The sequence below is a fragment of the Streptomyces sp. S063 genome, assembly GCF_002832675.1.
Lineage (GTDB): Bacteria > Actinomycetota > Actinomycetes > Streptomycetales > Streptomycetaceae > Streptomyces > Streptomyces sindenensis.
The window spans coordinates 1,345,919-1,365,715 of sequence record NZ_CP021707.1 but is presented as its reverse complement, the minus strand read 5'-3'; the positions used below and the strand labels follow the sequence as shown (position 1 = coordinate 1,365,715).

16 protein-coding genes, 1 pseudogene and 1 riboswitch are annotated in these 19,797 nt (G+C 73.5%); of the genes and pseudogenes, 7 read left to right on the top strand and 10 right to left on the bottom strand.

From position 1 onward, the window contains the following. Positions 1-40 precede the first annotated feature (40 nt). A pseudogene (gene cobC / locus CCZ36_RS06105) lies at positions 41-1,665 on the bottom strand (Rv2231c family pyridoxal phosphate-dependent protein CobC). A 179-nt stretch (positions 1,666-1,844) separates the two neighbouring features. On the opposite strand from cobC, the gene CCZ36_RS06095 reads away from it, so the two are divergent. Beyond that, positions 1,845-2,579, top strand: a complete 735-nt coding sequence (locus tag CCZ36_RS06095) for a ZIP family metal transporter (protein WP_069743212.1) — start codon at positions 1,845-1,847, stop codon at positions 2,577-2,579. A gap of 107 nt (positions 2,580-2,686) precedes the next feature. On the opposite strand, the gene CCZ36_RS06090 is transcribed toward CCZ36_RS06095, so the two are convergent. The 7 genes from CCZ36_RS06090 to CCZ36_RS06060 form a co-directional block, all read right to left on the bottom strand. Next, positions 2,687-4,048 carry a cobyrinate a,c-diamide synthase gene (locus tag CCZ36_RS06090; protein ID WP_128817163.1) on the bottom strand — a complete coding sequence of 454 codons (1,362 nt, stop codon included), beginning with the start codon at positions 4,046-4,048 and terminating at the stop codon, positions 2,687-2,689. Beyond that, the gene (gene cobO / locus CCZ36_RS06085) at positions 4,042-4,641 is read right to left on the bottom strand and encodes a cob(I)yrinic acid a,c-diamide adenosyltransferase (protein ID WP_069739465.1); all 600 of its coding nucleotides are present in this window, start codon (positions 4,639-4,641) and stop codon (positions 4,042-4,044) included. Before cobO ends, CCZ36_RS06090 begins: the two co-directional genes overlap by 7 nt. Continuing rightward, positions 4,641-6,671: a putative cobaltochelatase gene (locus CCZ36_RS06080; protein ID WP_128817162.1), complete on the bottom strand. Its 2,031-nt coding sequence runs from the start codon at positions 6,669-6,671 to the stop codon at positions 4,641-4,643. Before CCZ36_RS06080 ends, cobO begins: the two co-directional genes overlap by 1 nt. Beyond that, positions 6,668-8,359, bottom strand: a complete 1,692-nt coding sequence (locus tag CCZ36_RS06075) for a cobyric acid synthase (protein ID WP_128817161.1) — start codon at positions 8,357-8,359, stop codon at positions 6,668-6,670. Before CCZ36_RS06075 ends, CCZ36_RS06080 begins: the two co-directional genes overlap by 4 nt. Next, positions 8,356-9,351 (bottom strand): cobalamin biosynthesis protein, encoded by a 996-nt coding sequence (locus CCZ36_RS06070; protein ID WP_128817160.1) that lies wholly within the window; start codon positions 9,349-9,351, stop codon positions 8,356-8,358. Before CCZ36_RS06070 ends, CCZ36_RS06075 begins: the two co-directional genes overlap by 4 nt. Before the next feature lie 137 nt (positions 9,352-9,488). Continuing rightward, positions 9,489-9,620, bottom strand: a riboswitch (cobalamin riboswitch). Positions 9,621-9,770: 150 nt separating this feature from the next. Further along, positions 9,771-10,001 carry a hypothetical protein gene (locus CCZ36_RS06065; RefSeq protein ID WP_069739659.1) on the bottom strand — a complete coding sequence of 77 codons (231 nt, stop codon included), beginning with the start codon at positions 9,999-10,001 and terminating at the stop codon, positions 9,771-9,773. Positions 10,002-10,013: 12 nt separating this feature from the next. After that, entirely contained in the window at positions 10,014-11,267 is a 1,254-nt protein-coding gene (locus CCZ36_RS06060) for an inorganic phosphate transporter (RefSeq protein WP_069739660.1), read from the bottom strand. Positions 11,268-11,544: 277 nt separating this feature from the next. Between CCZ36_RS06060 and CCZ36_RS06055 the strand changes: the two genes are divergently transcribed. From CCZ36_RS06055 to CCZ36_RS06045, 3 genes are all read left to right on the top strand, one after another. Beyond that, positions 11,545-12,204, top strand: coding sequence for a class II aldolase/adducin family protein (locus CCZ36_RS06055; RefSeq protein ID WP_128817159.1), 660 nt, complete (start codon positions 11,545-11,547; stop codon positions 12,202-12,204). 79 nt (positions 12,205-12,283) lie between these two features. Beyond that, the gene (locus tag CCZ36_RS06050; protein WP_069739662.1) at positions 12,284-13,411 is read left to right on the top strand and encodes an alpha/beta hydrolase; all 1,128 of its coding nucleotides are present in this window, start codon (positions 12,284-12,286) and stop codon (positions 13,409-13,411) included. A 184-nt stretch (positions 13,412-13,595) separates the two neighbouring features. Then, positions 13,596-14,939 (top strand): hypothetical protein, encoded by a 1,344-nt coding sequence (locus CCZ36_RS06045; protein WP_128819404.1) that lies wholly within the window; start codon positions 13,596-13,598, stop codon positions 14,937-14,939. 76 nt (positions 14,940-15,015) lie between these two features. On the opposite strand, the gene CCZ36_RS06040 is transcribed toward CCZ36_RS06045, so the two are convergent. Then, the gene (locus CCZ36_RS06040) at positions 15,016-15,429 is read right to left on the bottom strand and encodes a VOC family protein (protein ID WP_128817158.1); all 414 of its coding nucleotides are present in this window, start codon (positions 15,427-15,429) and stop codon (positions 15,016-15,018) included. 117 nt (positions 15,430-15,546) lie between these two features. Next, positions 15,547-16,437, bottom strand: coding sequence for a KPN_02809 family neutral zinc metallopeptidase (gene ypfJ / locus CCZ36_RS06035; RefSeq protein WP_069739665.1), 891 nt, complete (start codon positions 16,435-16,437; stop codon positions 15,547-15,549). A 203-nt stretch (positions 16,438-16,640) separates the two neighbouring features. Here ypfJ and CCZ36_RS06030 point away from each other — a divergent pair, with 203 nt between their 5' ends. The 3 genes from CCZ36_RS06030 to CCZ36_RS06020 all read left to right on the top strand — a co-directional run bounded on the left by CCZ36_RS06030 (position 16,641) and on the right by CCZ36_RS06020 (position 19,740). Further along, positions 16,641-18,239, top strand: coding sequence for an ABC-F family ATP-binding cassette domain-containing protein (locus tag CCZ36_RS06030; RefSeq protein WP_069739666.1), 1,599 nt, complete (start codon positions 16,641-16,643; stop codon positions 18,237-18,239). A 342-nt stretch (positions 18,240-18,581) separates the two neighbouring features. After that, positions 18,582-18,803, top strand: a complete 222-nt coding sequence (locus tag CCZ36_RS06025; protein ID WP_006123601.1) for a helix-turn-helix domain-containing protein — start codon at positions 18,582-18,584, stop codon at positions 18,801-18,803. A gap of 145 nt (positions 18,804-18,948) precedes the next feature. Further along, positions 18,949-19,740 carry an enoyl-CoA hydratase/isomerase family protein gene (locus CCZ36_RS06020; protein ID WP_069739667.1) on the top strand — a complete coding sequence of 264 codons (792 nt, stop codon included), beginning with the start codon at positions 18,949-18,951 and terminating at the stop codon, positions 19,738-19,740. Positions 19,741-19,797: the final 57 nt, after the last annotated feature.

Here is a 19,797-nt window from a genome sequence, read left to right as displayed (position 1 = left end):
GCGTTCGTACGAAGAACGCCGCCCCACGTGCCGGACTCCCTCAGCGCCCCGATCTCGCGGGCAGCGCCTGCACGGCCTGGTCCAGGGCCTGGAGGAAACGATTGGTCGTGGCCCGGTCGCGGACCGCGAGCCGCAGCCACTGCGGCCCGAGCCCCGGGAACGTATCGCCGCGCCGGGCCGCGAAGCCCAGCAGCCGCAGCCGTTCCCGGACGTCCGCCGCCCGCTCCAGCCGCACCAGCACGAACGGCCCCCGGGCCGCCTCCACCACCTCCACCTCGCTGAACTCCGCGAGACCGGCCAGCAGATGGGCCCGGTCCACCGTGATCCGGTCCGCCGCCTGAGCCGCCTCCACCAGCGCCCGCGGCTCCATGCACGCCTCCGCCGCCGCCAGCGCCGGGGTGGACACCGGCCACAGCGGCTGCGCGTCGGCGAGCCGCGCCACCGTCTCCGGCTCGGCCAGCACGTAACCGATCCTCAGCCCCGCGAGCCCCCACGTCTTGGTGAGGCTGCGCAGCACCACGAGCCCCGGAATGTCCGTCCGGTCGCACAGCGCCTCGAGCTCGCCCGGCACGACGTCCATGAACGCCTCGTCGACCACCAGCGTCCGCCCCGGCCGCGCCAGCTTCTCCAGCAGGGCCGCCGGATGCAGCACGGACGTCGGGTTCGTCGGATTGCCGACCATCACGAGGTCCGCCTCCTCGGGCACCGCCGCCGGATCGAGCCGGAAGCCGTCCTCGGCCCGCAGCAGAACCCGCCCCACCTCGTGCCCGGCCGCCCGCAACGCCGCCTCCGGCTCCGTGAACTGCGGGTGCACCACGACCGGGCGGCAGGCCGGCAGCGCCCGGGCGATCAGGACGAACGCCTCGGCCGCGCCCGCCGTCAGCAGCACCCGCTCCACCGGCAGCCCGTGCCGGCCGGCGACCGCGGCCCGGGCGGACGACCCGTCGGGATAGGCGGCCAGCGAGGTGAGCGACGCGGCTATCCGCTCGCGCAGCCACGGGGGAGGGGTGTGGGTACGGACGTTCACGGCGAGATCGGTCAGATTCTCGCCGCGCACCTCCGCGTCGCCGTGGTGCCACAGGTCGGGCCCGGCACTCTCGATGTCCCGCGTGGGGGATGCGTGGGGGGATTCATGGCAGCCATGGTGAACGGGCGGGAGCCTGCCGTCACCGGTGAGGTGGAAGTTTTCCTGCCGGAAACATCGAAAGTCCCGTCGGCGGCCGGAAGACGGCGGGCCACCGCACAGGTCGCCGCCCCCTTCGCCGTCCCCTTCCCCGCCGCCTTCCCGCCCGGGGCGCGGGTCTTCGGCACCACCAGCTCGTCCGCCTCGATCAGCGCGGCGGCCTCCGCGACCGACACCGTCCCCACCGCCGCGCCCACCCCGGCCGACGGGTTCGGCACCCGGACCGCGGCCAGCGCCCCCGCCGGATGGGTGCGCACCGGCACCCCGAGCCGGGCAGCCGCCCCCACGATCCCCGGCTCGTCCCCCTTGGCGTCGACCGTGGCCACCTCCACCACGTCCGCCGGGTCCAGCCCGGCCCCGCTCAACACCGCCTCGATCAGCGCGAACACCGCGTCGCCCGAAACACCCCGGCGTGCGCCGACCCCCACCACCAGACTGCGGGCGCCGGACTCGGGTCCGGGGCCGAGGGATGCTCCGGTCATCGGCGGAGTCCTGCCTTTCAGGTCATACGTCTCGGTGGTACGGGGAAGGGGGCGGGGCCGCTGCGTATACGCATCCGGATACGGAGGACGGGCCCCGGCGACGGGAGGGGCGGCGGGGACGCCACCGGTAAGGACACCCTGAGATGCGCGGAGGGGGCCCGATCGGCTAGCAAGGCCCCATGGCGGTGTTCGTCGCGCTCGGCGCGTTCCTGATGACCCTGGCCGGCGGCTGGGTCGCCCAACGCGTCACCGACCGCCGCCATCTGGTGCTCGGTCTCGCGGGCGGGCTGATGCTCGGCGTGGTCGGCCTCGACCTCCTGCCGGAAGCGATCGAGGCGGCGGGCGAGCCGGTGTTCGGGGTGCCGATGGCGCTGCTTCTGTTCGTGGGCGGCTTCCTGGTGGCCCATCTGGTCGAGCGGCTGCTCTCCGCACGCCAGGTGGCACACGGGGCGGGCGGCGGGCACCACGGCGACCGCGTCCCGCAGGTGGGGCTGACGGCGGCCGCCGCGATGGTCGGCCACAGCCTGATGGACGGCATCGCGCTCGGCGCCGCCTTCCAGGTCAGCGGCTCCATGGGGGTGGCCGTCGCGCTGGCGGTGATCAGTCATGACTTCGCCGACGGATTCAACACGTACACCCTCACCAGTCTGTACGGGAACGCCCGCCGCAAGGCGCTCGTGATGCTGTTCGCGGCCGCCGTGGCACCGGTCGTGGGCGCGGCGACGACGCTGCTGTTCACCCTTCCGGAGGAACTGCTCGGCGGCTATCTCGGCTTCTTCGGCGGAGCCCTGCTCTACCTGGCCGCTGCGGAGATCCTTCCCGAGGCGCACCACTCCCATCCCGCCCGCTCCACCCTTCTCTGCACCATCGGGGGCGTGGGTTTCATCTGGCTGGTCGTCGGCATCGCAGAGTGAGCCGCGCGTACGCCCCGGACGTTCCGGTGCGCCGGACGCGCCGCAGCTCACCACGCCCGACGCGCCCGTCGGCAGGCGATCCGCGAAGCCGGGCGGAGGCGATCCGTTCACCGTGCCGGATGCGCCCGGCAGTGCTCGACGAACCGTCGGGCCACCTCGGGCGACGCGGCCCAGTGCGTGTGCAGATAGCTCGCGTGCACGCCCCGCTGGACGTATCCCTCGACCCGCCGCTCCGGCTGGTGCATGCCCCAGGCGGGCGTGGCTCCCGCCCCGGGCTCCAGCACCGTGCGGTGGAACTCATGACCGCGCACCCGGGTTCCCGCCACCGCCAGCGGGCTGTCCGAGACCGCCACCGCCTGCCGGTAGCCGAGCGTGAGGCGCTCCGACATCCGGGCCTCGGCGTCCAGCACCCCGCACATCGGCCTCCCGTCCAGCTCGCGGGCCAGATACAGCAGCCCCGCGCACTCGGCGGCCACCGGCTTACCGCCCAGGGCCAGTTCCGTGACCGCCCGCCGCAGCGGCTCGTTGGCCGACAGCTCGGGGGCGTACATCTCCGGGAACCCGCCGCCGATGACGAGCCCCGCCGTCCCCGCCGGCAGCTTCTCGTCCCGCACCGGGTCGAAGGTCACGACCTCCGCCCCGGCCGCCGTCAGCAGCTCGGCGTGTTCCGCGTACGCGAAGGTGAACGCCGGCCCGCCGGCCACCGCGACGACGGGCTTCTCGGCGCCGGGCCCGGGGGCGTACGCGGGCTCCCACGGCTCGTCCGCCAGCGCGGGAGCCGTCCGCGCCAGCGCCAGCAGCGCGTCCAGGTCGCATCCGGCGCGCACCCGCTCGCCCATGGCCCGTACGGCGTCCACCGCGTCGCTCTGCCGCTCGGCCACCGGGACCAGACCCAGGTGCCGCGAGGGCGTCGCGACCTGCGGCGCCCGCCGGATCACCCCGAACACCGGCAGCCCCGACTCGTCCAGCGCGTCCCGCAACAGCGCCTCGTGCCGGTCGGACGCCACCTTGTTCAGGATCACCCCGCCGATCCGCACCTCCGGATCCCACGAGGCGAACCCGTGGACCAGGGCCGCCACCGACCGGGACTGCGAGGAGGCGTCCACCACCAGCACCACGGGCGCCTTCAGCAGCTTGGCGACCTGCGCGGTCGACGCCAGCTCCCCCTGCCCCGAGGCACCGTCGTACAGCCCCATCACGCCCTCGACCACGGCGAGGTCGCACCCCGCCGACCCGTGCGCGAAGAGCGGGGCGACGAGATCCGTCCCGCACATGTACGCGTCGAGATTCCGGCCGGGGCGGCCCGTCGCCAGGGAGTGGTAGCCCGGATCGATGTAGTCCGGGCCGACCTTGTGCGGCGAGACGGCCAGCCCGCGCGCGGCGAAGGCGGCCATCAGACCGGTGGCGACGGTGGTCTTGCCGCTGCCCGAGGCCGGAGCGGCGATGACCAGACGGGGCACACTCACCACTCGATGCCCCTCTGGCCCTTCTGCCCCGCGTCCATCGGGTGCTTGACCTTCGACATGTCGGTCACCAGATCGGCGGCCTCGATGAGCTTGTCGGGCGCGTTGCGGCCGGTGATCACCACATGCTGGGTGCCGGGCCGGTTCCGCATGACCTCGACGACCTCGTCGGTGTCGATCCAGCCCCAGTGCATCGGATAGGCGAACTCGTCGAGCACGTACAGCTTGTACGTCTCGGCCGCCAGGTCCCGCTTGACCTGCTCCCAGCCCTCGCGGGCCTTCTCCTCGTTGTCGAGCTGGCCGTCGCGCTGGACCCAGGACCAGCCCTCGCCCATCTTGTGCCAGTCGACGGTGCCGCCCTCGCCGCTCGCGCCGAGCACCTTCAGCGCGTTCTCCTCGCCGACCTTCCACTTCGCCGACTTGACGAACTGGAACACCCCGATCGGCCACCCCTGGTTCCAGGCCCGCAGCGCGAGCCCGAACGCGGCGGTCGACTTGCCCTTCCCGATGCCGGTGTGGACGAACAGGAGCGGGCGGTTGCGGCGCTGACGGGTGGTGAGCCCGTCGTCCGGCACAATTGTCGGCTGTCCCTGCGGCATTAAGCGGCCCTCCCGGCTGCGGTGACGTCCTTGACGAGCCCGGCGATCGAGTCGGCCCGCAGCTCGTCGAGCGTCACGGCGGTGCCTCCCAGCTCCCGGGCGAGTTCTCCGGCGAGACCGAGGCGTACGTACCCCGACTCGCAGTCCACGACGACCGAGGCCGCCCCCTCGGCCCGGTGCAGCCGCGCCGCCCGCCCCGCGAGCGCCACGGGCTCGGGCCCGCCGGTCGCCCGCCCGTCGGTGACGACGACGAGCAGGGGCCGCCGCGACGGATCGCGCAGCCGCTCCACCCGCAGCACGTCATGGGCCTTGAGCAGCCCGGCGGCCAGCGGAGTGCGCCCGCCCGTCGGCAGCGACTCCAGCCGGGCGGCGGCCGCGTCCACGGACGAGGTCGGCGGCAGCGCCACCTCCGCCTCCTTGCCCCGGAAGGTCACCAGGCCGACCTTGTCCCGCCGCTGGTAGGCGTCGAGCAACAGGGACAGCACGGCCCCCTTGACCGCGCTCATCCGCTGCCGGGCCGCCATCGATCCCGACGCGTCCACGACGAACAGCACGAGGTTGCCCTCACGCCCCTCCCGGGTCGCCTGCCGCAGATCGTCCCGGCGCACCACGAGCCCGCGCCCCGCACGCCCGCGCGCACGCTGGTGCGGGGCGGCGGCCTGCACGGTCGCGGCCAGGTGAAGCTTGGTCAGCGACCCCTGCGGGCGGCGCGCGCCGGTCGTACGCCCGTGCTCGGTACGGGCCCGGGAGCGCCGCCCGGCCGCGCCCTCGCCGAGCCCCGGCACGCTGAGCATCTTCGTCCGGAACGGCTCTGCGGCGGCCACGGGCCGCTGCTCGCCACCGGCGGGCCGACCGGGCGTCCCGGGCGCGTTCTCGGGGGCCTGGGACGGCGTGTCGCCGTCTTCCGGGGCCGGCGGCGTACGGTCCCCGTCGGCCTGGGGCGGCACGCCACCGCCACCACCGCCGTCACCGCCGCCATCGGGCCCGGGATCGGGATCGTCGTCGTCGTTGTTCTCCTGCGGGCCGGCCTCGTCCAGCGTCCGGTCGAGCTTGTCCTCGTCCAGACCGGGCGCGTCGAACGGGTTGCGCCGCCGCCGGTGGGGGAGCGCCAGCAGGGCCGCCTGCCGTACGTCGTCGGCGGTGACCTCCTCGCGCCCGGCCCAGGCGGCGAGCGCGGTGGCGGTACGGGCCATCACGATGTCGGCCCGCATCCCGTCGACCTCGAACGCGGCGCAGGTGGCGGCGATCTGCCGCAGTACGCCGTCGCTCAGCACGACCTGGGGCAGCAGGACGCGCGCGGCGGCGATCCGCTCGCGCAGTGCGCCCTCCTCCTCGGCCCAGCGCGCGGCGAACCCCTCGGGGTCGTCGTCGTACGCGAGCCGGCGCCGCACGACCTCGACCCGCTCGTCGGTGTCCCGGGACGCGGAGACCTCCACGGTCAGCCCGAACCGGTCCAGCAACTGCGGTCGCAGCTCGCCCTCTTCCGGGTTCATCGTCCCCACCAGCAGGAACCGCGCCGCATGCCGTACGGAGACGCCTTCGCGCTCGACGTACGAGGCGCCCATGGCGGCCGCGTCCAGCAGCAGGTCCACCAGGTGGTCGTGGAGGAGGTTGACCTCGTCGACGTACAGGATTCCGCGATGCGCGTCCGCCAGCAGCCCCGGTTCGAACGCCTTCACGCCCTCCGAGAGCGCCCGCTCGATGTCCAGCGCCCCCACCAGCCGGTCCTCGGACGCCCCGACGGGCAGCTCCACGGTCCGCGCGGCCCGCGCCGCCCCGGCCGCCTCCGCGTGCGGCCCGTCGGGACACGCCGGGTCCGGCGAGACCGGGTCACAGGAGAACCGGCACCCGGGCACCACGGAGACCTCGGGCATCAGCGCGGCGAGCGCCCGCACGGCGGTGGACTTGGCGGTCCCCTTCTCACCCCGCACGAGCACGCCGCCGACGGCCGGACTGACGGCGTTCAGCAACAGCCCGAGCCGCAGGTCGTCCTGTCCGACGATCGCGGTGAAGGGATACGGCGTACTCACAAGGCCTCCTGGTCGACATGCTGTTCAGCTTCTACGTGACCGGTCACATCAATCCCCTGGCCCCTTGACCCGGCAGACCCGGCGGACCCGGCGGAATCAAGCGCCTCGGGCGACGGAGGCGCGGGGTCCGGGACAGCGCCCCGGCTCGCCGAACCACCCGCACCCACGTCACCCGGCGCCGAAGGCGCCCCCGGCGGCACGAACGGCAACCGGGACGGCGCCCCACCCTCGATCAACCGCCACAACGCATCCGTGTCCGCATGCTCCTCCACCAGATCCCCCAGCCGATCCAGCTGCTCCTCCCGCAGCACCCCGAAACTCGTGTCCGGCGCGGGAACGAACCGCCGCCCGGCGGCCCGGGCCACCTCCACCAGGAACCGCCGCCGGAAGGCATCGCTCTCCAGCGACCCGTGCCAGTGCGTCCCCCACACCGCCCCCACCCGGCACCCGTCCAGGAACGGCTCCCCGCCCCGTACGTCGGCCACCCCGTGGTGGATCTCGTACCCCTCCACGGGCTGGCCCAGCGCCGAACCGACCGGCCGCGCCAGCGTCTTGTCCCGGTCGAAGCGAATCCGTACGGGGAGCACCCCCAGCCCGTCCACGACCCCCGCCCGCGACTCCACCTCGTCCTCGATGCGCTCCCCGAGCACCTGGAACCCGCCGCAGATGCCGAGCACCGGCCGGCCCTCCGCCGCCCGCCGCACCAACGCGTCCGCGAGCCCCCGCTCGCGCAGCCAGGCCAGCGCCTTCACCGTGCCGCGCGTCCCGGGCACGATCACCAGGTCCGCGTCGGCCAGCTCCTCCGCCCGGTCCACGAACCGCACGACGACGCCCGGTTCGGCGGCCAGCGCGTCCACGTCCGTGAAGTTGGACATCAACGGCACCGCGCAGACCGCGACCCGCAGCACGTCCTCGCCGTGGGGCGGCGCCACGACCGACTCCCGCACCGCACCCCGCAGGGAGACCCGCAGGCCGTCCTCCTCGTCGATGCCGAGCCCGTGGGCGTACGGCAGCACCCCGTACGTCCGCCGCCCGGTCAGGCCGTACAGCATGTCGAGCCCCGGCTCCAGCAGCGAGACGTCGCCCCGGAACTTGTTCACCAGGTAGCCCGCGACCAGTGACTGGTCCTTGGCGCTCAGCAGCGCCGTCGTCCCGAAGAACGAGGCGAAGACCCCGCCCCGGTCGATGTCCCCGACGACCAGCACGGGGAAGCGGGCGGCCCGGGCGATGCCCATGTTCACGATGTCGGTGCGCCGGAGGTTGATCTCGGCGGGGGAGCCCGCCCCCTCGCAGATCACCGCGTCGTACGTCGACCGCAGCTGCTCCAGGCAGTCCGTGACCGTCCCGAGCAGCGCCTCCTGACGGCCCCCGTGGTACCCGCGGGCGCTCATCTCGCCGACCGGCTTCCCCATCAGGACGACCTGGCTGGACCGGTCGCCGCCGGGCTTCAGCAGCACCGGGTTCATCAGGGCCGTCGGCTCCACCCGGGCGGCCTGCGCCTGCATCGCCTGGGCGCGTCCGATCTCCGCGCCCTCGCGGGTCACGAAGGAGTTGAGGGACATGTTCTGCGCCTTGAACGGCGCGACCTCCACGCCCCGGCGCACCAGCCAGCGGCAGATGCCCGCCGTGACGACGCTCTTGCCCGCGTCGGAGGTCGTTCCCGCGACCAGCAGTCCGCCGCCCCTCATGTCCGCCCCCGCTTCCGTCCTGTCGATGACCGTCCCGCGACCGACCGCCGCGCGACCAGGTGGCCCGCCGCCAGCCGGCCCGCCACACACACCCCCAGGGCCAGCGCACTCACGCGGCGCGACAGCCGCACCGCGCGCTCGATGTCCGCGCCCCGCACGTCCCGGCCGGCCGCCCCGTTCAGGACGGGCCGGTGCTCGACGCGCCCCGCGTACGCGAGCGTGCCGCCCAGCCGTACGCCGAGCGCCCCCGCGAACGCCGCCTCGACCGGCCCCGCGTTCGGGCTCGGGTGGCGGTGCGCGTCCGCCTTCCAGGCGCGTACGGCCTGAGCGGGCCGCCCGCCGCTCGCCACGGCCAGCGCGGCCGTCAGCCGGGCGCCCGGCCACCCCGCCACATCGTCCAGGCGCGCCGAGGCCCAGCCGTAACGGCGGTGGCGGGGAGACTTGTGGCCGACCATCGCGTCCAGCGTGTTCACCGCCCGGAAGCCGACGAGCCCCGGTATCCCGCCGATCGCCCCCCACACCAGCGCGCCGACGACGGCGTCCGAGGTGTTCTCGGCGACCGACTCGACGACCGCGCGGGCGATCCCCGGCCCGTCCAGGGAGTGCGGATCGCGCCCGCACAGGTGCGGCAGCCGCTCCCGGGCCGCCTCCAGGTCCCCGGCGACCAGCGCGCCCCCGATGGCGCGGGCCTCCCGGCCCAGCGACGTCACCCCGACCACGGACCAGGCGGTGGCGGCGGTCAGCGCGACGGCGAGCGCGGGGCGTCCCCGTACGGCGCGGGCGGTCAGCGCGGCGGCCCCCACGGCGCCTCCGGCGCACACCAGGGTGTGCAGCGCGCCCCGGCCACGGTCGTCACGCCACAGCAGGGACTCGACGCGCGCCGCGGCGCGGCCGAATCCGGCGACGGGGTGGCCCCGCCGCGGATCGCCGAACAGCGCGTCGGCGACCATCCCCGCCGTGGCGCCGTACGCGAAGATGCGATCGGCACGCACGGCTCAGCCTGTCGTGGGAAGAGGCGTTCCGGCACGGAGAGGCACAGGGAGGGGCACGAGAAGCGGCGCACTGCGGCCGGGCATGGCGTAGGTCCTCACTCAGGGTCCGCGCCCTGGTTCGACGTGACCGGCGACGAGAGTCTCCTGGCTCCCGGATCCGCAGTTCCCCCGGCCTTCCAGCCCGCGTACCGCGAGCCGTGACATCCGGTGTGGGGGAGTGCTCCCCGGTGACAGTGGCGGGACCGCGCCGGATTCGCACCGGCTTCCTCTGCTGTCGCCGTAAATGGCTCCGGCAGTCCACCACGCCCTGAGAACAGCCGTCAACTCGCTGTTGACCTGCGGGGCTCGACTGTGGGCGGACGCACATCGGGCCGGACACACGAGGGTGTGTCCGGCCCGGGGGAGTGCGGGGTACGGGGTCAGGCGACGATCAGATAGATCCCGTACGAGACCGCCGCCACGCAGAGCCCGAAGCAGGCGTACGCGCCGGCGCGCGCCAGGGCGACCGCTCCGCCGGAGGCGCTGCCTCCGGCCGTGGCGGACTGCTTGGAGAGGGCGACGATGCCCAGGGTGAAGAGGCCTACCAGCGCGACGGTGACCACGAGGCTGACACCGAAGACGGAGGCGAGAGCTGCCCAGTCGATTTTCATGCGGATCTGTCCTTACACCGTGGCCGGCGGCCGGGCCGGGTCGTCCGGCACCGGGGCCGGGATGGTGGTCGCGAGGTCGGAGGCCGGGGCCCCGACGGGCGGCGGCTGGACCGCGGCGATGGCCGTGGTGACGACGCCCTGGGGCTCGTCGCCGTCCGTGTCGTTGACGTTGTTGTGGTCCACGGGCTGGCGGCGCGAGGCCAGCCAGATCGCGAAGGAGCCGCCCACGAGCAGGATCGCGGTGACGGTGATGCCCCAGGGGCCCTGCTTGGTCAGGAATTCGGCGCCCGCGCCGACCAGACCCGCGGCCGGCAGAGTCAGACCCCAGGCGACGAACATCCGGGTGGCGGTGGACCAGCGGACCACGCCCCCCTTGCGGCCGAGGCCCGAGCCCATCACGGCGCCGGAGCAGGACTGCGTGGTGGAGAGCGAGAAGCCGAGGTGCGAGGAGGCCAGGATGACGGTCGCCGCGCTGGTCTGGGCGGCGAAGCCCTGCGGCGGCTGGAGGTCGGTCAGGCCCTTGCCCATGGTGCGGATGATGCGCCAGCCACCGAGGTAGGTGCCGAGCGCGATGGCGACACCGGCGGAGACGATGACCCACAGGGGCGGGTTGGAGCCGGGGGCCAGGACACCGCTGGTGACCAGGGCGAGGGTGATGATGCCCATCGTCTTCTGGGCGTCGTTGGTGCCGTGGGCGAGCGAGACGAGACCGGCGGAGGCGATCTGCCCGGCCCGGTAGCCCTTGGCGGTCGACTTCAGCTGGTTCGGGTCCGTGACGTTCCGGTTGATCCGGTACGTCAGCCGGGTGGCCAGCATCGCGGCGATACCGGCGACCAGCGGGGCGGCGATCGCGGGGAGCAGCACCTTGGTGACGACGGTGCCGCCGTTGATCGAGGACCAGCCGGCCGACATGACCGCGGCGCCGATCAGACCGCCGAACAGGGCGTGGGAGGAGCTGGAGGGCAGCCCCAGCAGCCAGGTCAGCAGATTCCACAGGATGGCGCCGACGAGCGCCGCGAAGATGACTTCTGTTCTGATGCCGTCTTCGTTGACGATCCCGCCGGAGATCGTCTTGGCGACCTCCACCGACAGGAACGCGCCGATCAGGTTGAGAACGGCGGACATGGCGACCGCTGTCTTGGGCTTCATCGCGCCGGTCGAGATGGTTGTCGCCATCGCGTTGGCGGTGTCGTGGAAACCGTTCGTGAAATCGAACACGAGAGCTGTTACGACCACAATCGCAAGCAGCAGCGTGATGTGTTCCATTTACCCAGGCAATCGTTCGACGTCAGTGGCTCGTGGACCGTAGGCAACCTGAGTGAACGGAAGATGAACTGAGCAGGGCGCTACGGTGACTCCAAGCGGAGTGCGACGCTTCCGCTTGTGTGCGGGTGAGGTGGTGCGAGGCCGGTGGGGCACGGCCTGGGCTGCCCTTTACTGCCCGTTGGCGAACATTTTGAACGGCCGTTCGGCACCCGGAAGAGATCCCCGTCACCCCTGGTGAGACGTTCCGGTTGCGCGCCCGCCCCCCTACGCTCGCCCCATGAGCGAGCAGCAGCTGGAATCCGTCCGCCGAGCCTGGCAGGACGTCGTCGACACGGCCCGCCGGAGCGCGGCGGAGGGCCTCGTCGTCGGCACCTCCGGCAACGTCTCTACCCGCGTCGGCGACCTCGTGCTGGTGACGCCCAGCGGGGTGCCCTACGACCGGCTCGGACCCGGGGACGCGGTCGGCGTCGACCTGGAGGGCCACCAGGTCCTCGGGGACCTCGGCCCGACCAGTGAGCTCCCCCTCCACCTGGCGGTCTACCGCTCCACCGACGCCGCCGCCGTGGTCCACACCCACGCCGTGCACGCCACCGCCGTCTCCACCCTCGTCGCCGAGGTCCCGCTCGTGCACTACGCGGCGGCCATCCTCGGCGGCCCCGTCCGCACCGCCGCCTACGCGCGCTACGGCACCCCGGAGCTGGCCGACGCCATGCTCGAAGCCCTCCGGGACCGCACCGGCTGTCTGCTCGCCAACCACGGCACCGTCACCTACGGCGACACGCTCGACCAGGCCTACGACCGCACCGCCCAGCTGGAGTGGCTGTGCCACCTCTGGCTCACCGCGAGCTCGGTGCCCGGCCGCACCCCGGCCCTGCTCTCCACGGCCCAGTTGGCCGAGGTGACCGAGGCGCTCAAGGGGTACGGCCAGCGCGGCTGACCGGGGGAGGGCCGGGGCCCCGTCCCCGGACGGCCCCCGCCCGCTGGCAGCGCGCCTCCGGCCCCACGACACTGAAGCGGTGCGCCCGGTAACCGCGACGGCAGCGGCCGTCACCTCGATCCTCGGCGCCGGTGCGGCAGCGGTCGCGGCCGGCCGGTACGCCAGCGGCGTCGCCCTCAAGGCGACGCCCGGACGTCCCCTCCCCGCAGACCGCAGACTCACCGTGCACGCCACCGCGGCCGGCCGGGTCACCCTGACCCGCTCCTTCTCGGCGCTCCGCCCCGGCACCTGGGGCATCGCGGGATCCGGCGTCCACGCGGTCGTCGGGCCGGTCGTCGACGGGGCCTCCGAGGGCGCCGACACCGTCGTCCGCGGGCTGGAGAGCGTCGGCCGGGGGATCCTCGAACCGGGCACGAAGGTCCGGCTCACCCCCGCCCTGTACGGCGGCGATCCCGGCAGCGACCTCGGCCTCGACCACAGCGAGGTCGAGATCCCCGGCGAACTCGGGACCCTGCCCGCCTGGTACGTCCCCGGCGCGCGCGACACCTGGATCATCACCGTGCACGGCCTCGGCACCACCCGGGCGCACCCCATGAACCTCATGGGCTTCCTGCACCGGCAGCGCTTCCCCGTGCTCGACCTCGCCTACCGCGGCGACCCCGGAGCCCCCCGCCCCGCAGACGGCCTCGGCCACTTCGGCGCCTCCGAGTGGCGCGACCTCGACGCCGCCCTCCGTTACGCCCTGCGGTACGGCGCCCGGAACGTGATCGTCCACGGCTGGTCCACCGGCGCCACCATGGCCCTGTACGCCGCCGTCGAATCCCCGCTCCGCGACCGGATCAGCGGCCTCGTCCTCGACTCCCCGGTGCTGGACTGGCCGGTCACCCTGCGCGCCCTGGCCGCCGCCCGCGGTGTCCCGGCCGCTCTGCTGCCGCTCGCCGTCCGCGCCGCCCAGGGCCGCACCGGGATGGGCGTCACCCCGGTCCTGGAGACCTCCGTACCGGCCTCCCTGCGCACCCCGACCCTGATCCTGCACGGCCCCGACGACACGATCGCCCCGTGGGGCCCCTCCCGCGAGCTCGCCGCCCGCCGCGCGGACCTGGTCAGCCTGCACGCCGTACCGCAGGCTCCGCATGGGGCGATGTGGAACGCCGGTCCGGACCGCTACGAGGAGACCCTGCGACGCTTCCTCACGCCCCTGATGTGAGCCGATGGGGTGAACTCTCCCCTTTGCCGCCGCGCCCGGGGAACCTTTCACGTACCGGTGAAACGGCTTCCGTTTGGGCTTTCGGGCCGTCAGGGGCAAGACTGCTCCCGTGACGTCCCGTACTCCGCGCGACTCCAGGCTGCGACTTGTCCGCCCGCGACCCCTTGCCACGGCCCGCAAGGCCGTGACCAACCGGCGCACCAGGCCGGCCCCCCGGCCCCCCGAGGGCACCCCGCCCCGCGCGGAACTGGCCCGCCAGGCCAGGGCGGTGCTCGCCGACGCCGTACGCATCGCCCACTGGGCGGCCGACACCCCGGGGCCGGGCGCCGCCACCCCGCTCGCGGCCCACGCCCTCGAACGGGCGGCCACGGCCCTGGAACTCTCCGCGGCGCAGGTCCGGGCCGGCTGGGACCGGGCCCGGCTGGCCGGACTCGTCGAACTCCACGGCGACACCGCCCGCCCCGGCTGGCGACTGCGCGCCTGGGACCGGGACGACTCCGCCGTGCTGCGCGGCTGGGTGGCGCTCTTCGACGCCTGGTCGCTCGTCCACCCGGCGCCCGCGGGCATCGAGGCGGGCGCGGTCGCCGAGGCCGTCGAGGCCGTGCCCCAGGTGCTCTCCCTCCTCCAGCTCTCGGCGGGCCCCGTCACCGTCCCCGCCCTGCTGGACCTCCTCGGCCAGCGCGTCGCCGAACTCCATGAGGAGCGCTGCGAAGTGCCCCTGGGCCCCGGCAGAACCGGGCCGGCCGCCCACCCCGGCCCGGCAGAGGCAGCCGCCGACCGAGCCACCGGACCCGCCCGGAGCGCCGACCTCAACGCCCTGCTGCTCGACTGGGCCCTGGAGGGCCTCGCCGCCGTCGGAGCGCTGACCCTCGGCAAAGGGCACGCCACCCTCACCCCGCTCGGCAACTGGGCGGTCTGGGTCAAGCTGGAACAGATCTGCGTCGCCGCCCAGAGCCCGGCCGGAAACATCGAACAGTCCGCCGCCGACATGCTCCTCGGCTGCGCCCGGCTCACCCCGGGTCCGGCCCGCGACGAATACCGGGCCTGGCTGGCCGCCCGCACCGTCGGCAGCGCCGTCGCCGAACTGCTCGCCGTCGCCCGAGGAGAGGACGCGCTGCTGCGCGGACTGGCCTTCGAGGCGCTGCGCGTCGTCGGCGCCCCCGCCGAGCCCGAGGTTCGCGCCGTCCTCGCCGAACCCTCTCTGCGCCCCTACGCGCTGCTCTGGCTCGCCGAGTACGAGGGCAACGACCCCGACGACGCCCAGGACGTCCTCAGCCGTGAGGAGTCCACCTGGCTCTGGGTCGACACGGCCGCCGCCGTCGCCGACCACGGGGAGACCGGACTCCTGGTGCGCCACCTCGACTCCGCCGTCCAGGGCACCGTGCCGGCCCTCCTCGACGAGGTCAGGGCCGTCGGCCACCCCCGCACGGTCCAGGTCCTGGTCGCCCTGGCCGCGGCCCACCCGGACCCGGCCCTGGCCAAAGCGGTCCGCCGGGCCGCCTTCCAGGTGCACACCGGAGGAGCCTGACCCGTACGTCCCGGAGCCGCCCGCCCGGTCCGCGTGCCCGATCGGTGCGACCGATCCGTACGTCCCGGGCCTCCGCTCAGCCGGCGGACCCCGGGGCGTACGTCCCGAAGCTCCACACATTGCCCTCGGCGTCCCGCGCCATGTAGTCCCGGGAGCCGTAGTCCTGGTCGGTCGGCTCCATCAGGATCTCCACGCCGAACTCCCTGGCCCGCGCGCAGTGCTCGTCCACCTCGTCGACCACCACGTACACCCCCGCCGGGCCCGCGCCCGACATCGCCCGGGCGAACACGCCCTCGCGCCCCTTGGAGCCGAGCATCACCCTGCCGTTGCCCAAGGACAGCTCGGCATGCAGCACACTGCCGTTCTCGCCCTCGTACACCGCCTCCTCGGTGAAGCCGAGGCCTTGGGCCAGCGTCCTGATCGCCGCCCTCGCGTCGTCGTAGAGGATCGTCGGGTAGATCGTCGGAACCCCGCTCGCCGAACCCGCCATGACACTCACCTCTCCTGCCGTCCGCACCGTTCGATGTGATCCGCGTCTCAGTCTTCCACCAGGCACTGACAGCGGCAGGCCGTCCCGGGCCGGTTCCCCCCGACCGGCCGTCCCGGATCAGGCGAACGTGTCGCACCGCTCCATGTCGCCCGTGCCGAACCCGGTGGTGAACCACTGCTGCCGCTGCGCGGCCGAACCGTGCGTCCACGACTCCGGGGTGACCCGGCCCTGGTACCGCTCCTGGATCCGGTCGTCGCCGACCGCCGCCGCCGCGTCCAAGCCGTCCCGGATGTCCGCCCGGGTCAGCTCCGTGATCAGCGGCCGGCCGGTCGACTCGTCCGGCGTCGTCGTCGCGTGGTGCGCCCAGACCCCGGCGTAGCAGTCGGCCTGGAGCTCCACCCGCACCGCGTTGCTGTTCTCGCCCTGCCGCCCGTCCTGCGAGCGGCCCAGCGTGCCCGTCAGGTTCTGCACATGGTGGCCGTACTCGTGCGCCACCACGTACGCCTGCGCGAACGGGCCGCCGCTGGAGCCGAACTTCGTCCGCAGGTCGTCGAAGAACCCGAGGTCCAGATAGACCTTCCGGTCGCCCGGGCAGTAGAACGGCCCGACCGCCGAGGTGGCCGCCCCGCAGGCGGTGCCGACCTGCCGGCTGAACAGGACCGTCCGGGCCCCCGTGTACGTCGCGTCCCGGCGCCGGAACTCCAGCCGCCAGAAGTCCTGCACGCTGTTGACCACCGCTACCGTCCGGCAGTCCTCCCGGCTGTTCGCGTCCTGCCCCTTCAGACAGCTCTCCCGCACCTGCCCGGCCGACGAGGAGGTCGCCGCCGGGTCCGCGCCGTCGGAGGAGAGCCCCAGCTGATCGGGGCCGACGCCGAAGAGCAGCCCCAGGATCAGGGCGATCACCCCGGCGATGCCCCCGCCCACGGTGGCCCGCCCGCCCGGAATCCGGCTGCCGCGGACGTCCTGGACCTCGGAGGTGTCCAGATCGGCGTCGTCGTCGAACTGCACGGTGGCACCACCCTCGGGAACGGGCGGGCGACGGCGTGCCGCCCTGCGGCGAGTATCGGACGGTTCGTCCCGCCGAGCACGCGGAAAAGCAGTTGCGCACCGCCAGTAGAATGGCCGTATGGCCTACCTCCTTGTGCATTAGCGGCGTCGAGAGACCTCCGCCCTCGTCCCTCCGCCGTCCTGACTGCCCTGGAGTTTTTCCCGTGATCACCGCTTCCGGCATCGAGCTGCGCGCCGGCGCCCGCATCCTCATCGAATCCGCTTCCTTCCGCATCGCCAAGGGCGACCGCATCGGCCTCGTCGGCCGCAACGGAGCGGGCAAGACCACCCTCACCAAGTGCCTCGCGGGCGAAGGCACCCCCGCGGGCGGCACCATCACCAAGTCCGGTGAGGTGGGCTACCTCCCGCAGGACCCGCGCACCGGTGACCTCGACGTCCTCGCCCGCGACCGGATCCTCTCCGCCCGCGGTCTCGACGAGATCCTGCGCAAGATGCACGAGAACGAGGACCGGATGGCGAACGGCAAGGGCGCCACCCGCGAGAAGGCGATGAAGAAGTACGAGCGCCTGGAGACGGAGTTCCTCACCAAGGGCGGGTACGCCGCCGAGGCCGAGGCCGCCACCATCGCCGCCGCGCTCAACCTGCCCGACCGGGTCCTCGGCCAGCCCCTGCACACGCTCTCCGGCGGTCAGCGCCGCCGCGTCGAGCTCGCGCGGATCCTCTTCTCGGACGCCGACACCCTGCTCCTGGACGAGCCGACCAACCACCTCGACGCCGACTCCATCGTCTGGCTGCGCGACTACCTCAAGTCCTACCGCGGCGGCTTCGTCGTGATCTCCCACGACGTCGAACTGGTCGAGACGGTCGTCAACAAGGTGTTCTACCTCGACGCCAACCGCTCCCAGATCGACATCTACAACATGGGCTGGAAGCTCTACCAGCAGCAGCGCGAGGCCGACGAGAAGCGCCGCAAGCGCGAGCGCCAGAACGCCGAGAAGAAGGCCGCCGCCCTCAACTCGCAGGCCGACAAGATGCGGGCCAAGGCCACCAAGACCGTCGCCGCCCAGAACATGGCCAAGCGCGCCGACCGGCTGCTGGCGGGCCTTGAGGCCGTCCGGGTCTCCGACAAGGTCGCCAAGCTCCGCTTCCCCGAGCCCGCCCCCTGCGGCAAGACCCCGCTGATGGCGGAGGGCCTGTCCAAGTCGTACGGCTCGCTGGAGATCTTCACCGACGTCGACCTCGCCATCGACAAGGGCTCCCGCGTCGTCATCCTCGGCCTCAACGGCGCCGGCAAGACCACGCTGCTGCGCCTGCTCGGCGGGGCGGAGAAGCCCGACACCGGCGAGATCATCCAGGGCCACGGCCTCAAGCTCGGCTACTACGCCCAGGAGCACGAGACCCTCGACCCCGAGCGCACGGTCCTGGAGAACATGCGCTCCGCCGCCCCCGACCTCGACCTCGTCGAGGTCCGCAAGACGCTCGGCTCCTTCCTCTTCTCCGGCGACGACGTCGACAAGCCCGCGGGCGTGCTCTCCGGCGGTGAGAAGACCCGGCTGGCGCTCGCGACCCTGGTCGTCTCCTCCGCCAACGTGCTGCTGCTCGACGAGCCCACCAACAACCTCGACCCCGCCAGCCGCGAGGAGATCCTCGGCGCGCTGCGCACCTACAAGGGCGCCGTCGTCCTCGTCACCCACGACGAGGGCGCCGTCGAGGCGCTCCAGCCGGAGCGGATCATCCTGCTCCCGGACGGCGTCGAGGACCTCTGGGGGGCGGACTACCGCGACCTCGTCGCCCTCGCCTGACCCGCCGGGGACCCTGGCCGATCCACCGGGGATAGATCATTCGGCCTACGCGTGATCCGTCATCTGCGTGAGAGCGTCTCGTACTCCGGTGGTGCGCCCGGCGCTCACCCGTCGCGCGCCCCATTTCCGGACGCTTCGCCCCGTACGGCCCTGACCTGCCGGTTCTCCTGTCGGTGAGGGCCGTACGCCCTCGTGCCCCCGCGGGAATCAGGGATTCCGCTCGTGTTGACGCGCCTTTCGTCAGGGAAACCGCTCGCACCGACCTTGCCGAATGGGTGGCCAGGAAGCGCGGGAGGGGTGATCATGAGAAGTCCAGAGCGCACTTCCCATGAGGAGGCACGGGTGGCCGAGACTCTGAAGAAGGGCAGCCGGGTGACCGGCGCCGCGCGTGACAAGCTCGCGGCAGACCTGAAGAAGAAGTACGACTCCGGTGCGAGCATCAGGGCGCTGGCCGAGGAAACCGGCCGCTCCTACGGGTTCGTCCACCGGATGCTCAGCGAGTCCGGAGTGACGCTGCGGGGACGCGGCGGCGCGACACGGGGCAAGAAGGCCGCTTCGGCCTGAGGCCTTCGCGTTTTCGGTGCCATCGGCGTCATTCGGGACCGACGGATTTCGGGGTGGCCACCCGGCTGACCGCAAGGTCGCCCGGGTGGTTACTGTTCAGTCACTTCATACCGAGTGCTGACTGCACCCCATCCGGAGGCGCCCCATGACCTCGCTCGCCACTGTGCTCGACAAGGACGGCGTACGGCTCACCGTCGACGATGCCGTCGCCACGGTGACGCTCACCAACCCGGCCAAGCGCAACGCTCAGTCTCCCGCTCTGTGGCGGGCGTTGACCGAGGCCGGACGGGTGCTGCCCGGCACGGTGCGGGTCGTGGTGCTCCGCGGCGAGGGCAAGTCCTTCTCCGCGGGCCTCGACCGGCAGGCCTTCACCCCCGAGGGCTTCGACGGCGAGCCGTCGTTCCTCGACATGGCGCGCGGCCCGGAGGCCGAGCTCGACGCGACCATCGCCGAGTACCAGGAGGCGTTCACCTGGTGGCGCCGCAACGACCTCGTGTCGATCGCGACGGTCCAGGGCCACGCCATCGGCGCCGGCTTCCAACTCGCCCTCGCCTGCGACCTGCGGATCGTCGCCGAGGACGTGCAGTTCGCCATGCGGGAGACCAGCCTCGGTCTCGTTCCCGACCTCACGGGCACCCACCCCTTGGTGCACCTCGTGGGCTATGCTCGCGCGCTCGAAATCTGCGCCACGGGCCGCTTCGTCCACGCGGAGGAGGCCGAGCGCACCGGCCTCGCCAACCTCGTGGTCCCCGCCGACCAGCTCGACGCGGCGGCCCGCGACCTCGCCGGTGCCCTGGTGGCAGCACCCCGCGACGCCGTCGTCGAGACGAAGGCCCTCCTCGCCGGCGCGCTCTCGCGCGACTACGAACAGCAGCGCGTCGCCGAGCGGGCCGCCCAGGGCCGCCGACTCCGCGACCTGGCGGGCATCACCGACTGACGCCCACGGGGGCCGCGCGCGCGGCCCCCGTCCCACGGCGTTCCGGCTCTGTCGCCG

Coding starts and splice junctions, on each gene's coding strand:
- CCZ36_RS06095 (WP_069743212.1), top strand. CDS start 1,845: ATGGCGGTGTTCGTCGCGCTCGGCGCGTTCCTGATGACCCTGGCCGGC.
- cobO (WP_069739465.1), bottom strand. CDS start 4,641: ATGCCGCAGGGACAGCCGACAATTGTGCCGGACGACGGGCTCACCACC.
- CCZ36_RS06075 (WP_128817161.1), bottom strand. CDS start 8,359: ATGAGGGGCGGCGGACTGCTGGTCGCGGGAACGACCTCCGACGCGGGC.
- CCZ36_RS06065 (WP_069739659.1), bottom strand. CDS start 10,001: ATGAAAATCGACTGGGCAGCTCTCGCCTCCGTCTTCGGTGTCAGCCTC.
- CCZ36_RS06060 (WP_069739660.1), bottom strand. CDS start 11,267: ATGGAACACATCACGCTGCTGCTTGCGATTGTGGTCGTAACAGCTCTC.
- CCZ36_RS06055 (WP_128817159.1), top strand. CDS start 11,545: ATGAGCGAGCAGCAGCTGGAATCCGTCCGCCGAGCCTGGCAGGACGTC.
- CCZ36_RS06040 (WP_128817158.1), bottom strand. CDS start 15,429: ATGGCGGGTTCGGCGAGCGGGGTTCCGACGATCTACCCGACGATCCTC.
- CCZ36_RS06020 (WP_069739667.1), top strand. CDS start 18,949: ATGACCTCGCTCGCCACTGTGCTCGACAAGGACGGCGTACGGCTCACC.